Annotated in this window: 16 protein-coding genes; 1 reads left to right on the top strand and 15 read right to left on the bottom strand. The window is 53.9% G+C overall.

Annotation, left to right across the window (positions count from 1 at the left end; genetic code table 11):
- Positions 1–13 precede the first annotated feature (13 nt).
- The 15 genes from rnhB to rpsB all read right to left on the bottom strand — a co-directional run bounded on the left by rnhB (position 14) and on the right by rpsB (position 15,153).
- Positions 14–613, bottom strand: a complete 600-nt coding sequence (rnhB, locus tag AC22LX_RS22635) for a ribonuclease HII (RefSeq protein WP_015368153.1) — start codon at positions 611–613, stop codon at positions 14–16.
- On the bottom strand, positions 610–1,758 hold the full coding sequence (lpxB, locus tag AC22LX_RS22630; RefSeq protein WP_487334225.1) for a lipid-A-disaccharide synthase: 1,149 nt from the start codon (positions 1,756–1,758) through the stop codon (positions 610–612). The genes rnhB and lpxB overlap by 4 nt, the downstream gene beginning before the upstream one ends.
- Complete coding sequence (lpxA, locus tag AC22LX_RS22625; RefSeq protein ID WP_015368155.1) at positions 1,758–2,546, bottom strand: acyl-ACP--UDP-N-acetylglucosamine O-acyltransferase; 789 nt, start codon at positions 2,544–2,546, stop codon at positions 1,758–1,760. Before lpxA ends, lpxB begins: the two co-directional genes overlap by 1 nt.
- Before the next feature lie 3 nt (positions 2,547–2,549).
- Positions 2,550–3,005, bottom strand: coding sequence for a 3-hydroxyacyl-ACP dehydratase FabZ (fabZ, locus tag AC22LX_RS22620; RefSeq protein WP_004145858.1), 456 nt, complete (start codon positions 3,003–3,005; stop codon positions 2,550–2,552).
- 105 nt (positions 3,006–3,110) lie between these two features.
- Positions 3,111–4,136, bottom strand: coding sequence for a UDP-3-O-(3-hydroxymyristoyl)glucosamine N-acyltransferase (gene lpxD, locus AC22LX_RS22615; RefSeq protein WP_213292759.1), 1,026 nt, complete (start codon positions 4,134–4,136; stop codon positions 3,111–3,113).
- Positions 4,137–4,139: 3 nt separating this feature from the next.
- The gene (skp, locus tag AC22LX_RS22610; protein WP_045390145.1) at positions 4,140–4,625 is read right to left on the bottom strand and encodes a molecular chaperone Skp; all 486 of its coding nucleotides are present in this window, start codon (positions 4,623–4,625) and stop codon (positions 4,140–4,142) included.
- Positions 4,626–4,747: 122 nt separating this feature from the next.
- Positions 4,748–7,165 (bottom strand): outer membrane protein assembly factor BamA, encoded by a 2,418-nt coding sequence (gene bamA, locus AC22LX_RS22605; protein ID WP_045390143.1) that lies wholly within the window; start codon positions 7,163–7,165, stop codon positions 4,748–4,750.
- Between the two features lie 31 nt (positions 7,166–7,196).
- Positions 7,197–8,549, bottom strand: coding sequence for a sigma E protease regulator RseP (gene rseP / locus AC22LX_RS22600; protein ID WP_045390141.1), 1,353 nt, complete (start codon positions 8,547–8,549; stop codon positions 7,197–7,199).
- An 11-nt stretch (positions 8,550–8,560) separates the two neighbouring features.
- Positions 8,561–9,418, bottom strand: coding sequence for a phosphatidate cytidylyltransferase (gene cdsA / locus AC22LX_RS22595; RefSeq protein ID WP_045390139.1), 858 nt, complete (start codon positions 9,416–9,418; stop codon positions 8,561–8,563).
- Between the two features lie 12 nt (positions 9,419–9,430).
- The gene (ispU, locus tag AC22LX_RS22590; protein WP_045390181.1) at positions 9,431–10,192 is read right to left on the bottom strand and encodes a (2E,6E)-farnesyl-diphosphate-specific ditrans,polycis-undecaprenyl-diphosphate synthase; all 762 of its coding nucleotides are present in this window, start codon (positions 10,190–10,192) and stop codon (positions 9,431–9,433) included.
- Positions 10,193–10,458: 266 nt separating this feature from the next.
- The gene (ispC, locus tag AC22LX_RS22585) at positions 10,459–11,643 is read right to left on the bottom strand and encodes a 1-deoxy-D-xylulose-5-phosphate reductoisomerase (protein ID WP_045390136.1); all 1,185 of its coding nucleotides are present in this window, start codon (positions 11,641–11,643) and stop codon (positions 10,459–10,461) included.
- A 229-nt stretch (positions 11,644–11,872) separates the two neighbouring features.
- Entirely contained in the window at positions 11,873–12,430 is a 558-nt protein-coding gene (gene frr / locus AC22LX_RS22580) for a ribosome recycling factor (protein WP_015368165.1), read from the bottom strand.
- A 150-nt stretch (positions 12,431–12,580) separates the two neighbouring features.
- Complete coding sequence (gene pyrH, locus AC22LX_RS22575; RefSeq protein ID WP_004098747.1) at positions 12,581–13,306, bottom strand: UMP kinase; 726 nt, start codon at positions 13,304–13,306, stop codon at positions 12,581–12,583.
- Between the two features lie 150 nt (positions 13,307–13,456).
- On the bottom strand, positions 13,457–14,308 hold the full coding sequence (gene tsf, locus AC22LX_RS22570; RefSeq protein WP_015368168.1) for a translation elongation factor Ts: 852 nt from the start codon (positions 14,306–14,308) through the stop codon (positions 13,457–13,459).
- A 119-nt stretch (positions 14,309–14,427) separates the two neighbouring features.
- Positions 14,428–15,153, bottom strand: a complete 726-nt coding sequence (rpsB, locus tag AC22LX_RS22565; protein ID WP_004858107.1) for a 30S ribosomal protein S2 — start codon at positions 15,151–15,153, stop codon at positions 14,428–14,430.
- 322 nt (positions 15,154–15,475) lie between these two features.
- Here rpsB and map point away from each other — a divergent pair, with 322 nt between their 5' ends.
- A complete protein-coding gene (gene map, locus AC22LX_RS22560) occupies positions 15,476–16,270 on the top strand; it encodes a type I methionyl aminopeptidase (protein WP_045390135.1) in 795 nt (264 codons plus the stop codon).
- Positions 16,271–16,288 lie beyond the last annotated feature (18 nt).

The following is a 16,288-nucleotide window of genomic DNA, read 5'->3' as shown; positions in this document are numbered from 1 at the left end:
AGATCCCAGTGACTTAGTTGGACGCCAGACCCAGCGCGCGTTTCACCGGGCCGAAGCTACGCCGGTGGTGCTCTGTTGCGCCGTGTTCCTGCAGCTTTTGCAGATGTACAACGGTAGGATAGCCTTTGTGCTGGGCAAAGCCGTATTGCGGAAATGCGATATCCAGCGTAGCCATTTCGGCGTCGCGTGTGACTTTAGCCAGAATAGACGCTGCGCTGATTTCCGCCACCCGGCTATCACCTTTCACCACCGCCTGCGACGGCATCGGTAGCGATGGACAGCGATTGCCATCGATAAGCACGAACTCGGGGGTAATACTCAGGCCAGCGACGGCGCGCTGCATTGCCAGCATCGTGGCATGCAGGATGTTCAGCTCGTCAATTTCATGCGGCTCGGCGCGGCCCAGGCTCCAGCATAGCGCTTTGTCTTTGATTTCATCGAACAGCGCCAGGCGGCGCTTTTCGCTCAATTTCTTTGAGTCATTCAGCCCAACAATCGGCTTGCGCGGATCAAGGATCACCGCCGCAGTGACCACTGCGCCGACCAGCGGCCCACGGCCAACCTCATCGACGCCGGCGACCAGATGGGTATGTGGATAGACGAACTCCATCATTTTGCTAACTCCAGTACTGCGTCCGCCGCCTGCTCATCCGCGTTGCAGCGGATCTGCTGATGCAGCGCGCGGAAAGTATCATGCATATCGTGGCTGGTTTTGCCGTCGGCCAGCAGCGGCTTCAACGCGGCGGCCAGCGCCTGCGGCTCGCATTCATCCTGCAGCAGCTCTTTCACCAGCTCGCGCCCGGCCAGCAGATTTGGCAAGGAGACATAATCGGTTTTCACCAGCCGCTTCGCCAGCCAGAAGGTAAACGGCTTCATGCGGTAGCCAACGACCATCGGGCATTTCGCCAGCATGCACTCCAGCGCCGCCGTCCCCGAGGCCAGCAGCGCGGCATCGCTGGCGATCATCGCATCGCGCGCCTGACCATCCAGCATATGCACCGTCATGTCGGGCGCCGTTTCAGCTTTAATTCGCTCAAACTGTTCCCGCCGTTTGGCGTTGACCAGCGGCACCACGACCTGCAGGTCGGGATAGGTGTTACGCAGAAGCTGCGCGGTTTTCAGGAAGTCGGCGCTGAGCATTTCGACCTCCGCGCCGCGGCTACCGGGCAGTAAAGCCAGACACTGAACGTCATGCGGGATGCCCAGACGATCGCGCGCCGCGCCTTTATCAGGATCCAGCGGCATCGCATCCGCCATGGTATGGCCGATAAAGCGGCAGGGGACGTTAAATCTGTCGTAAAACGCTTTTTCGAAAGGCAGGAATGCCAGAACCAGATCGGTGGATCTGCCAATTTTGAAAACGCGTTTTTGTCGCCATGCCCAAACGGACGGGCTGACGTAATGAATGGTTTTGATGCCCTGCTTTTTCAGATTACCTTCGAGGGTAATATTGAAATCAGGGGCGTCGATGCCAACGAAGACATCGGGACGCAGCTCGCCGAAGCGGCGCGTTAAATCGGCGCGAATATGCAGTAAGCGGCGCAGGCGACCAAGCACTTCAACAATGCCCATCACCGCCAGCTCTTCCATTTCGTACCAGGCTTCACATCCTTCCGCCTGCATCAGCGGCCCCGCCACGCCGACAAAGCGCGCATCAGGGATGCGAGCTTTGAGGGCGCGAATGAGACCAGCGCCAAGAATATCGCCGGAAGTTTCTCCGGCGACCAGGGCAATCGTCAGGGGACGCTGTTCGGCCATTAACGAATCAAGCCGCGAGTTGAACGGGCGAAGAAATCGACAAACGGCTGAACTTCAGGGTGCTGAGCCGCCAGTTCGGCAATTTCCGGTTTGGCTTCGTCCAGCGTTTTGCCGCTGCGGTACAGCAGTTTATAGGCGTTACGAATCGCGGTAATCGCTTCACGGCTAAAGCCGCGGCGTTTCAGCCCTTCGATGTTGACGCCAAACGGCGTGGCGTGGTTGCCCTGGGCAATCACGAACGGCGGAACGTCCTGAGCGACGCCGGAGCAGCCGCCAACCATTACGTGCGCGCCGATGATGCAGAACTGATGTACTGCAGTCATGCCGCCGATGATGACGAAATCATCCAGAGATACGTGACCGGCCAGCGTCGCGTTGTTGGCCAGAATACAGCGGTCGCCAAGCGTGCAATCATGCGCCACGTGGGCGTTGATCATCAGCAGGTTATCGCTGCCCACCTTCGTTAATCCACCGCCCTGTACTGTACCGCGATGAATGGTCACGCTTTCGCGAATGCGGTTGCGATCGCCAATTTCCACTCGGGTCGGCTCGCCAGCATATTTCAGATCCTGGTTGACTTCGCCGATAGAAGCGAACTGATAGATCTCATTGTCGCGACCAATTTTAGTGTGGCCATTCACAACGACATGAGACTTCAGTACGGTGCCCTCGCCAATTTCGACGTTGGCGCCCACGATACAAAACGGACCAATGTGAACGTTAGCGCCAATAACGGCGCCTTCTTCTACAATGGCGGTAGGATGAATAAAGGCGGTTTTATCAATCACGTATCAGGCCTCCCGGCTACGCGCACACATCATCGTCGCTTCGCAAACCACTTTACCGTCAACCAGCGCAACGCCTTTGAAACGGGTCAGGCCGCGGCGGGTTTTCTCGAAAGTGACTTCCATAATCATCTGATCGCCTGGTACTACCGGACGTTTGAAACGCGCTTCATCGATACCCGCGAAGTAGTACAACTCGCCCGGCTCAAGTTTTCCAACGCTTTTAAATGCCAGAATACCGGTGGCCTGCGCCATCGCTTCCAGAATCAGAACGCCAGGTAAAATCGGCTTACCAGGGAAATGCCCCTGGAAAAACGGCTCGTTTACGGAAACATTTTTTACTGCGCGCAGAAAACGACCTTCTTCAAAATCCAGCACGCGGTCTACCAGCAGGAACGGGTAACGGTGAGGCAGAAGTTCCAGAATCTCTTCAATGTGCAGAGTATGAGTGTCAGTAGTCAAAATACTCTTCCTGTCTAAATATACTAAAAGGCAATAATAACACGGCCTGCGGCAATCTTATTAACGAATGCAACAGGCCGGGAATGTACGTGACCAAATGAGAAATTAGTCTTGTTGATTAACCTTGCGCTCAACGGCTTTCAGGCGCTTGCTCATCTCGTCAATATTCATCACCAGCGCCGCGGTTTTACGCCACGCCTTGTTCGGCTGTAGCGGAATACCTGAGGAATAGACGCCAGGTTCAGAGATAGGACGCATAACCATCCCCATCCCGGTAACGGTGACTTTATCGCAGATTTCCATATGGCCGTTAATCACGCTGGCGCCGCCAATCATGCAGTAACGGCCAATTTTCAGGCTGCCGGCCATAATCACGCCGCCAGCGACGGCGGTATTGTCGCCAATCACCACGTTATGCGCAATCTGACACTGGTTATCAATGATAACGCCGTTACCGATCACGGTATCGTCCAGCGCGCCGCGATCGATAGTGGTACAGGCGCCGATCTCCACGTGATCGCCAATAATAACGCGACCAAGCTGCGGGATCTTCACCCAGTTACCGCGATCGTTAGCGTAACCGAAACCGTCCGCGCCGATCACCGTACTGGACTGGATCAGGCAATTTTCACCGATCTCAATCTCATGGTAAACGGCAACGTTAGCCCACAAACGCGAGCCGGCGCCGATTTTACTATTTTTGCCAACGAAGCAGCCCGCGCCGATAACCACGTTATCGCCCAGCACCACGCCGGATTCGATAACGGCGTTCGCGCCAACGGAGACGTTGTTACCCAGCTTCGCCGTGGGATCGATCACCGCGCTTGGCGCGATGTCTTTCGCCGGCTGCGGCGTGGTATCTAAAATTTGAGCCATGCGCGCGTAGGTCAGGTAGGGATTACGCACTACCAGCGCGGCGCTATGGGCAAAGGGTAAATCGTCCGGCGTCATCACAACGGCGGAGGCCTGGCAAGCGGCCAGGTGTTCACGGTATTTAGGATTTACCATGAAAGTAATTTGGCCTGCTTTAGCGCTCTGCATGGACGCAACGCCGGTGATGACGATATCGCCATCACCGTGTAACTCTGCATCCAACTGCTGTGCTAAGTCAGCCAGTCGAATTGAAGGCATTACTTATTTAACCTGTTTCAGTACATCAGCGGTAATGTCTTTAACATCGCTGCTGTTGTATGCCACGGCATTAGAGTCAACAACCAGATCGATGCTCTGATCTTTCGCTACGCTCTGAACGGCGGTCTGGATACGGGTAACCAGTTTGCCACGTTCTTCGTTGGAACGACGTGCGCGATCCTGCTCAAAAGCCTGTGCTTTCTGCGCGAAGGACTGACGCTGAGACATCACGTCTTTTTCCAGCTTGCTACGATCTGCGCCCGGTTTCATAGACTGCAGACGCTGCATTTTGGACTGCAGATCGCCTTCCATACGCTGCAGTTCGCTAGCGCGGCCTTTGAACTCGTTTTCCAGCGTGTTGGAAACGCCAGTTTTCTGGGCTACCTGTTGGAACAGGTTGTTCATGTTAACCATTGCAATTTTATCTGCCGCCTGAGCGGAAGTTACCATTGCTAAACCCAGACCTGCAGCTAATAACCACTTTTTCACAATTGACTCCTTACCATCCCATGAGTACCCAGGGGTACCGTTATTTGCGTGGCCAGGCGATAGCATCCGCTATCGCCTACAGTCAGCGCTATACTGCACTTACATTCCGTTGTTGCCAACAATTACCAGGTTTTACCAATGTTAAACTGGAACTGCTCGGCTTTGTCTCCATCGTACTTTTTAAACGGTTGGGCGTAGGAGAAGACCAACGGCCCCAACGGCGACATCCACTGTACCGCGATACCCGCAGACATACGAATGTTGTTCGGATCGCTGTAGTCAGGCACGCCTGCTGCTCGAGTCGCCGCAGTATTTTCCCAGTTTGTATCCCATACGGTACCCATATCCCAGAAAATGGAGGTACGTACCGAGTTCGCGTATTTATCACTGATAAACGGCGTCGGGGTAATCAGCTCAAGACTGGCGACCGCCATGGCGTTACCGCCGACCGCATCGTCTGATTTACAGTATGAACCGTCAGAGTTGGAACATTCTTCGTAGTCGTTATTATCTCCGGCATAAGCCCCGGATTTATAGACCGCTTTCGGACCGATGGTGTTCGACTGGAAGCCACGCACGGTACTTGAACCACCGGCGTAGAAGTTCTCATAGAACGGCATCTCTTTGCTGCCGATACCATCGCCATAACCCAGTCGGGTACGTCCCAGCACAACCCACTGGTGATCGTCATCGATCGGCACGTACGTCGCGGTATCCAACGTCGCTTTGTAGTATTCGTTGTCAGACCCCGGAATGGTCACTTTGCCGTTCAGGTTGACGCGCGAACCTTCCGTCGGGAAGTAACCACGGTCCAGCTTGTTATAGGTCCAGCCGTAGTTAAAGGTGAAGTCATTCGCGGTAAAGCTGCCGGTGCTGTCTGAACCTACAGAGTCAAGGTAACGATCCATCGCCACCTGCGGCTGCATGTTGGACAGGGAGTTATGAACATAACCTAAGCCTGCGCGCAGCGAGTTGTATTCGTTGATCGGGAAGCCGAGGGTGACGTCTGTACCATAGCTTTTGTTGGTATAGTCAGACAGATCCGCGTCATTCGCATCAAAGTCGTTATAGAAGAGGCGGCCGCCGAGGCTCACGCCGTCTACGGTGAAGTACGGGTTGGTGACCGACAGTTCAGCGTAGGTCTGGTAGTCGTTTTTGGTCCCGTTGATGCCGACGGAGTAGCCGGTACCTAACCAGTTATCCTGCTGTACGCCCGCCTGGAAGCTGACGCCGCTTTCGGTACCGTAACCGATACCGAAGTTCAGGCTACCGGTGTTACGCTCTTTCACCTTGTAAACGACATCGACCTGATCCGGGCTACCCGGCACGCGCTGGGTATCGGTATCGACGGTTTCGAAATAACCTAAACGGTTAAGACGGTCTTTACCCTGGTCAACCAGGTCGCTGCCCAGCCACGCCCCTTCCATCTGGCGCATTTCGCGGCGCAGAACGGAATCTTTGGAGGTGTCGTTACCTTCGAAGCGAATTTTACGCACGTAGTAACGGTTACCAGCATCAACGTTAATGTGCAGCTTCACGGTTTTATCCGTGTCGTTGATTTCCGGCTGCGACTGGACGCGTGGATAAGCGTAACCATAGCGACCGAGGAGTTTCTTAATGTCATTCTCCATTTTGGTCACTTTGGTGCCGTTATACAGCTCGCCCGGCTCAATTTTGGTCAGCGATTCGATTTCCGCAGAATGGCCCGCCAAATCGCCCGTTATCTGCACGCCGGAGAGCTTGTACTGCTCGCCTTCGGTGATGTTAACGGTGATGTAGATGCCTTTCTTGTCCGGCGTCAGGCTAACCTGCGTCGAATCGATGTTGAAACGCGCGTAACCGCGATCCAGATAGTAGCTGCGCAGGGTTTCAAGGTCGCCCGCCAGTTTCTGTTTCTGGTATTTGCGATCGCCGACCACGTTCCACCACGGCACTTCATCGCGCAGTTGGAAGTGAGAGATCAGTTCGTCAGTGGTGAACGCGTGGTTACCGACAATGTTAATCTGCTGGATTTTCGCCGAGACGCCTTCCTGGAACACCAGTTTCAGGTCGACGCGGTTCCGCGGCAGCGGCGTCACGACAGCTTTTACGCTGGCGCTATATTTACCGACGCTGTAGTAGAAATCTTCCAGCCCTTTTTCGATATCGGCAAGCTTGGTGCGATCGAGAGATTCCCCAACGCGAACGCCGGATGCCTCAAGGTTTTGCTTGAGCATGTCATCCTTCACCGACTTGTTGCCGGAGAAGGTAATGCTCGCAATTGTTGGGCGCTCTTTCACCTGCACCAGCAGGGTATCACCATCGCGCAGGACGCGGACGTCCTCAAAGTTGCCAGTGGCAAACAGAGCGCGAATGGTGTTACTGATATCATCATCGGTCACCGTATCGCCAGGACGCACTGGCATGCTGAGGAGGGCCGCACCAACAGCGACACGCTGCAAGCCTTCGAAATGAATGTCCTTCACCACGAACCCTTCAGCACCGTATACAGTCGCGCTGCTAAACAGCAGCGACGCTATGAGCAACTTTTTCATCGCCATCGTTATTATGCGTTCTTCCTAACAAACTCTCTTACAACCGAGAGAAATCATTGAAAAGTGCAAGCCCCATTAACAGCACCAGCAGTATTGAGCCAATGCGATAACTAAAGTCTTGAACTCGCTCGGATACCGGCCCGCCCTTCAGCTTTTCAATCGCCAAAAACAGCAGATGCCCCCCGTCGAGGACGGGTAACGGGAACAAGTTGATTATTCCAAGGTTCACGCTAATCAGCGCAAGGAACATCAGATAGTAAATCAACCCAAATTCCGCTGACATTCCAGCCCCCTGAGCGATAGAAATCGGCCCACTGAGGTTGTTCAGTTTGACATCACCGGTTATCAATTTGCCCAGCATCCTGACCGTTAACGACATCAGTTGCCAGGTTTTATCCGTGGCTTCGGCGATGGCGGCAAACGGCCCGTACTGACGCACTGTCTTGTATTCATCAGGTAGCGGGATAACTTTTGGCACTACCCCTGCAAACCCTTCAGCCTTGCCTTTCACCGACTTCGTATCCGGAGTCAGGGTCAACGACAGCGGCGTACCTTGTCTGTCGACCTCCAGAGCCAGCGCCTTGCCCGGATTATCACGCACCAGATTAACAAACGTCATCCACTGCGTTAACGGTTGACCATCGACTTTAACGATCCTGTCTCCCGCTTGCAAACCTGCTTTCTGCGCGGCCGACTGAGATTGAACCTCAGCCAGCGCGGTATCAATCTGCGCGCTACGCGGCTTGATGCCTAACGAGGCCACCGGATCTTGCTTATCCGGCTCAAACGCCCAGTGCCGCAGATCGAGGATTTTATCCTGACGTTGGTTCGTCCCGAAAGGGGCGACGGTAAGTATTGTTTGTTGGTCGCCAATCTTCGCGACTAACGCCATACGTACTGCATCCCAATCAGGCGTTTCGATGCCATCTATCGCTTTAAGTTCCATTCCTTTTGCAATTTGTGCTTGCGCAGCGATGGAATTGGGCGATATTTCATCAACAACCGGACGCACGCCAGGGACGCCGATGATAAACACCAGCCAGTAGGCAAAGATGGCAAAAATGAAGTTGGCAATAGGGCCTGCGGCGATGATGGCCGCGCGCTGACCGACGGTTTTATTATTGAAAGCGTAGTGACGCATTTCCGGCGCCACCGGTTCGACGCGTTCGTCGAGCATCTTCACATAACCGCCGAGCGGGATCAGCGCGATAACAAACTCGGTCCCCTGCTTATCCACGCGGCGCCACAGCGCTTTACCAAAACCAATGGAGAATCGTTCAACGCGCACGCCGCAGCGACGAGCCACCCAGAAATGGCCGAACTCGTGCACGGTGATCAGTACGCCAAGCGCAATAATAAAAGCGGCCAAATTCCAGAGAACGCTCAGCATAAAACCTTCCGTCAAATCGTCCTGAAGACTAACAACAGCAGACAAGCGAACACCGGTACCGCAGCCGTCAGGCTGTCGATACGGTCTAAAATACCGCCATGTCCAGGGATCAGATGCCCGCTATCCTTGATGCCGGCTTCACGCTTAAACATACTTTCCGTCAAATCACCCAGCACTGAAGCCAGCGCCGCCACCACCGAGCAGATCAGCAACACGGTTGGGGTGACATCAAGATGAGCCCACACGCCATAAGCCCAGGAGATAACAGCTGCCGTCAACAGGCCGCCGAAGAAACCCTGCCAGGTTTTACCCGGAGAAACCTTCGGCGCCAGCTTATGCTTACCGAACATTTTACCAAACATGTAGGCGCCGGAATCCGCGCCCCACACCAGAATCATGACGTACAGCAGCCACACCGCGCCGCTGTAGTGGTTATCGGCATAATGCCATGCGCGCAGCGCCAGCATGCCCCAGAAAAACGGGACGATAGTCAGCAGGCCGAAGATCAGACGTAACGCTTTGGAATGACGCCACAGCGCCGCCGAGGCCGGATAAGAGAGCACCAGCAACAGCGCGACAATCCACCAGCCAAATGAGGCCCATAACGATCCTTCAACCATCGGTTGATGCGCGTCATAGTGGTATTCAGGCAACATAAAGAGCATCAGCGCCAGCAGCAGGCCGCAAAGCACCGCAAGCCACACGCGCTGCGTCGTTGAGGTAAAACCGCTTAATTGCCCCCACTCCCACGCGGCGAGCATACAAACGACCAGGGTGACGATGGCAAAACCCGCGGGCGGCAATAGAAAAAGCGCCGCAATAACGACGGGAATTAAAACGAAAGCGGAAATCAGGCGATACTTCAGCAAAAGTGACCCCCATCAGGCATGACTGCCACCCGGCTCTTCTGTGCCGCCAAAACGACGCTCTCGACTAACGAATGCATGGAGTGCACCTTCAAAGTCCTGTTCAGCAAAATCGGGCCAAAGAACATCCGTAAAGTAAAGTTCGGCATAGGCAATTTGCCAAATCAAAAAGTTACTTATTCGGTGCTCTCCCCCGGTCCTAATAACTAAATCAACGGGAGCCAGTTCATGCATACACACCCGCTGGCTAAGCATCTCTTCCGTGATCTCTTCAGGTTTTAACAACCCGTTTTGTACCTGTTCGGCCAGTTGACGCGCGCCCTGGACAATATCCCAGCGGCCGCCGTAATTAGCGGCGATATTCAGCGTTAACCCGGTATTGTTTGCCGTTAGCGCTTCCGCCTTACGGATACGCTCCTGCAGCCGAGCATTAAAGCGCGTCGTCTCGCCGATAATCCGCAGGCGGACATTGTGACGATGCAGGCTTTTGACTTCGCTATCCAGCGCCCAGACAAACAGTTCCATCAGCGCGCTCACTTCCTGCGCCGGACGGTTCCAGTTTTCACTACTGAATGCGTAAAGCGTTAATGCTTCAATACCATTATTCGCCGCGAAGGAGACCGCGCGACGAACAGATTTCGCTCCAGCTTTATGGCCAAAGGCGCGAATTTTACCTTGTTGTTTCGCCCAACGACCGTTGCCGTCCATGATAATGGCGACATGGCGACAACCATGTGCAGGCGACATTTTGCTGACAGTTTGATTAGCAGACAACATAACGCGTTTTAAGTCCATAATAAGGATTAGCTAAGCCACATCACACACGCCGCCGGGCAGCGCTGAATACGCATTTTTATCCGGCGCCGGAGCTACAGCCAATCGCAGAGAACAACCAAAAGCTTTACGCAAAAAAGCCGTGTCTTGCCACGGCCACCGTAATCTTTCACAACAAAATGCAACGATCGGGTGGCGCAGACTATATCACTGAAGCCCAGCGCCCACAAATATCACAACGCGTTGTAGGGGCTCCCCTGCGCCATGTGTTATCGAAGTTGTCGCTGTGCGGCGACGCGCGCTTCGGCATCAATTGCAACCACTTCATCAATACTTTGCGGTTCATTGAGCGCCATACTATCCAGCACTGCCTGGTTCACCGCCGCAATATCGGTAAAGCGGATTTCACTATTCAGAAACGCCGCCACTGAGACTTCGTTAGCGGCATTCAACGCCGTCGTCGCCGCCTGGCCGACATCAAAAGCGTCCATCGCCAGCTTGAGGCACGGATAGCGGTCGTAATCCGGCGCCGAGAAGCTCAGGTTGCTCAACTGGCAGAAATCCAGCGGTTTAACGCCAGAGTTCAGGCGCTGCGGCCAGCCCATGGTATGGGCGATCGGCGTGCGCATATCCGGCTCGCCCAATTGCGCCAGCACGCTGCCGTCTTGATAGCGAACCATGGAGTGAATCACCGATTGCGGATGAATTATGACTTCCATCTGCCGAGCAGAAGCATTAAACAGCCAGCGGGCTTCGATATACTCCAGCCCTTTATTCATCATCGTGGCGGAATCAACGGAAATTTTGCGTCCCATTGACCAGTTCGGATGGCGGCAAGCCTGATCCGGCGTCATTGCCGCCAGCTCAGAAATCGCCGTTTCCCGGAAAGGACCACCGGAACCGGTCAGCAGAATCGACGAGACGCCGTTCTGCGTCAGGTCAGCGTATCCCAGATGATTTTGAATTGTTTCCGGCATACTCTGAAAAATCGCGTTATGTTCGCTATCAACCGGCAACAGGCGAGCGCCATACTGCTGAACCGCATCCATAAACAGGCGGCCGCAGGTCACCAGAGACTCTTTGTTCGCCAGCAATACCGTTTTGCCGGCGCGAATTGCCGCCAGCGTCGGCGCCAGGCCTGCCGCGCCAACGATGGCCGCCATCACCTGATCGACCTCATCCAGCGCCGCGACGTCGGCCGCCGCCTGCTTGCCGCTCAGCACTTCCGTGCGGCAGCCCTGTTCGCGCAGCAGCGTACGTAAACGCTCAGCGCTTTGCGCGTCATCCATCACCGCGAATCGGGGGGAAAATTCCAGACATTGTTCAACCATACGGTCGACATTTTTCCCCGCGACCAGCGCGGCGACGGAAAAGCTTTCGGGATTATGGCGCACCACGTCCAGCGTGCTGCAGCCGATTGAACCGGTCGAACCGAGAACGGTTAATTGCTTCATGAGACGTCCAGAAGAATTGTGACAGGATAAAAAGCAAAACGCCGCCAGCAAGCCCTTTACGCATCAATTCTCGGGGCTAAAACGGCGGCGAATGACCTTCGGTATAAACCTGAAGGCTACAAGGCCAGCTATTTTAACGCAATCCCAAATATTGAGCGTACGGTCTTCTGTACAGCGTTTCAGACTTTACGCAGCCCCGAATGCCCCGGGCCTGCGTAGCGGCAGAAAATCAGAACTGCATCAGTTCCGCTTCTTTCTCTGCCAGCGCCGCATCAACTTTCTTAATGGCGGCGTCAGTCATTTTCTGCACGTCGTCCTGAGAACGGCGATCGTCATCTTCGCTGATCTCTTTCTCTTTGAGCAGAGCTTTAACTTTGTCGTTCGCGTCACGACGAACGTTACGCACGGCAACACGCGCCTGCTCAGCTTCGCCACGCACGATCTTAGTCAGATCTTTACGACGTTCTTCAGTCAGCGGCGGCAGCGGAACGCGGATATCGCTACCCGCAGAGCTCGGGTTCAGACCCAGGTCAGACGCCATAATCGCTTTTTCAACGGCCGGGCTCATGGAGCGGTCGAAGACGTTGATTTTCAGCGTACGGGAATCTTCTACCGTAACGCTTGCCAGCTGGCGCAGCGGGGTCGGCGTGCCGTAGTATTCCACGATGATGCCATCCAGCAGGCTTGGAGAAGCACGGCCCGTGCGAATTTTGCTGATTTGGTTTTTGAATGCTTCTACGCATTTTTCCATGCGTACTTCAGCATCTTTTCTGATATCGCTAATCACGTTACGAATCCTTGAAAACTTGTCTCAGACAGACCACACGGTCGCCCACTGCAAAAGTGAGCTAAGTATAGTCCGGATTAATTCTATTAACCGGGCAACTTCCCCGCTAAAGTAAAGCGGAATATTACCCGGAATTAGCGCCGACGGGAATTATTCCGTAATCAATGTGCCTTCTTTTTCGCCCATGACCACGCGACGCAGCGCGCCTGGCTTGTTCATGTTAAATACGCGAATCGGCAGTTTGTGGTCGCGCGCCAGGGTAAAGGCGGCAAGATCCATCACTTTCAGCTCTTTATCCAGCACTTCGCTGTAGGTGAGCTGATCGTACATGGTAGCGGAAGGATCTTTCGCCGGGTCAGCGGTAAACACACCGTCAACCTTGGTCGCTTTCAGTACCACGTCGGCTTCGATTTCAATACCGCGCAGGCAGGCTGCGGAGTCGGTGGTAAAGAATGGGTTGCCGGTACCCGCGGAGAGGATCACCACGCGATTGTTACGCAGCAGGCTAATCGCCTCCGCCCAGCTGTAGTTGTCGCACACGCCGTTCAGCGGGATTGCGGACATCAGGCGAGCGTTCACATAGGCGCGATGGAGCGCATCACGCATTGCCAGGCCGTTCATGACCGTTGCCAGCATGCCCATGTGGTCGCCCACAACGCGGTTCATACCCGCTTTCGCCAGACCAGCACCACGGAACAGGTTACCGCCACCAATCACTACGCCAACCTGAATACCCAGTTCAACCAGTTCTTTGATTTCCTGAGCCATACGGTCAAGTATGCTTGCATCAATACCGAAGCCTTCTGAACCCTGCAGAGCTTCGCCACTTAACTTCAGCAGAATACGTTTGTAGACGGGTTTTGCATTGGTAGCCATGTTTCTTTCCTGAGACTGTCAACGATTGAGATGAGTTAATTCTGACGACATTGTATGTCATCGTTCAGCGCAGTCACTATAAGCGATTGGCTGATTTTACAAGAGAGGCGCAAAAAGAAGCCGCCCTCAGGCGGCTCCTTTTTTTAAAAATTAAGACTGCTTGGACATCGCAGCAACTTCTGCTGCAAAGTCAGTCTCAACTTTCTCAATGCCTTCGCCCACTTCAAAGCGGATGAAGCCAGTAACGTCGGCGTTGTGCTCTTTCAGCAGCTGACCAACAGATTTGCTCGGTTCCATAACGAAAGGCTGACCAGTCAGAGAAACTTCGCCGGTGAATTTCTTCATGCGGCCTTCAACCATTTTCTCTGCGATTTCTTTCGGCTTACCGGACTGCATCGCGATGTCCAGCTGAACCTGGTACTCTTTTTCTACTACTTCAGCAGAAACGTCTTCCGGCTTAACGAATTCCGGCTTGCTTGCAGCAACGTGCATTGCCAGCTGCTTAACCAGCTCTTCGTCAGCGCCTTTAGCGGCAACCAGAACGCCGATGCGAGCACCGTGCTGGTAGCTGCCCAGAACGTCGCCTTCCAGGATAGCGATACGACGGATGTTGATGTTCTCGCCGATTTTAGCAACCAGGGCAACACGTTCTTCTTCGAACTGCGCTTTCAGAACTTCAACGTCGGAGATTTTACCAGCAACAGCGGCGTCCAGTACTTTGTCAGCAAATGCCTGGAAACCACCATCTTTAGCAACGAAGTCAGTCTGGCAGTTAACTTCCAGGATGTAACCGTAGTTGCCGTCGATTTTGGTTTTGATCACGCCGTCAGCAGCAACGTTGCCTGCTTTTTTCGCCGCTTTGATCGCGCCGGATTTACGCATGTTTTCGATTGCCAGCTCGATGTCGCCATTAGCTTCAGTCAGTGCTTTTTTGCAATCCATCATGCCTGCGCCAGTACGTTCGCGCAGCTCTTTTACCAGGGAAGCGGTAATTTCAGCCATTCTAAAATCCTCGGGAGATGTGGAAACTGCCCGGCCTGCGGCCAAACAGCATAAATTGAAAAAAGGGGCCTAAAATTGGCCCCTATTCATACACGGTACTAATAAGGGCTTAAACCTTATTATTCAGCTTCTACGAAGCTTTCTTCCGCCTGAGAAGCCAGGTCCTGAGAGCGACCTTCACGAACGGTAGCAGCAACAGCGCCCAGGTACAGGCTAACTGCGCGGATTGCATCGTCGTTACCCGGGATAACGAAGTCTACGCCGTCCGGATCAGAGTTGGTATCAACGATAGCAAATACCGGGATACCCAGGTTGTTTGCTTCTTTGATAGCGATGTGCTCGTGGTCAGCGTCGATAACGAACAGTGCGTCCGGCAGGCCGCCCATGTCTTTGATACCGCCCAGGCTGTTTTCCAGCTTGTCCAGCTCACGAGTGCGCATCAGCGCTTCTTTCTTGGTCAGCTTCTCGAAAGTACCGTCCTGGGACTGAGTTTCCAGGTCTTTCAGACGTTTGATGGACTGACGAACGGTTTTCCAGTTAGTCAGCATACCGCCCAGCCAGCGATGGTTCACGAAGAACTGGTCGCAGCTGTTAGCAGCTTCTTTTACCGCTTCGCTTGCAGCGCGCTTAGTACCAACGAACAGGATCTTGCCTTTACGGGCAGAGATTTTGTTCAGCTCAGCCAGAGCTTCGTTGAACATCGGTACAGTTTTCTCAAGGTTGATGATGTGAACTTTGTTACGCGCGCCGAAGATGAAAGGCTTCATTTTCGGGTTCCAGTAACGGGTCTGGTGACCGAAGTGAACACCAGCCTTGAGCATGTCGCGCATGGAAACAGTTGCCATGTTTAAAACCTCTATAGATTAAATTGGGGTTATGCCTCCACGTATCCCATATTACCGACCCCAAAGGGCACCCCGGAATATGTGCCGATACGTGTGTGTTATTTACACAATATGAGTATGTCGCTTACGTCCATCCTTGTGTATCTGAGATGGAACGGAAGTCCGGCGCGCTTTATACCACAAAACCTGGCCAGACACCAACTCTTGTTGACGTCGCGTGCTGTTAATGATTCTCAATTTGGCACCAGCGTACCCGGACTGTTACCATTGACAGGACTTAATCTATTATTGTCGAAAAAATCGACACTGCTGGACATATTCCATGGCTATCTCTATCAAGACATCTGAAGACATCGAAAAAATGCGCGTTGCCGGCCGCCTGGCCGCCGAAGTGCTGGAAATGATCGAACCCTACGTTAAACCGGGCGTCAGCACCGGCGAACTGGATCGCATCTGCAACGACTACATCGTTAATGAACAGAAAGCGGTCTCCGCCTGCCTTGGCTATCACGGCTTCCCGAAATCGGTCTGTATCTCTATTAATGAAGTGGTGTGCCACGGCATCCCGGATGACGGCAAACTGCTGAAAGACGGCGACATCGTCAATATCGACGTAACCGTGATTAAAGATGAATTCCACGGCGATACCTCAAAAATGTTCATCGTCGGCAAACCGACTATCCTCGGCGAGCGCCTGTGCCGCATCACCCAGGAAAGCCTCTATCTGGCGCTGAAGATGGTCAAGCCGGGGATTAACCTGCGCGCGATCGGCGCGGCGATCCAGAAATTCGTCGAAGCGGAAGGTTTTTCCGTGGTACGTGAATACTGTGGCCACGGTATCGGCCGCGGCTTCCATGAGGAACCACAGGTACTGCACTATGATTCGCCGGAAACCGACGTGGTGCTCAAGCCGGGTATGACCTTCACTATCGAACCGATGGTCAACGCCGGTAAGAAAGAGATCCGCAGCATGAAGGACGGCTGGACGGTGAAAACCAAAGACCGTAGCTTGTCTGCGCAGTATGAGCATACTATTGTGGTAACTGATAACGGCTGCGAAATTCTGACGCTACGCAAGGATGACACCATCCCGGCGATAATCTCGCACGAAGCATAATGAAAAGCCGGCGCCCGC

The organism is Klebsiella sp. PK01 (assembly GCF_057624675.1).
This window is presented reverse-complemented; position numbering and strand designations above follow the sequence as displayed.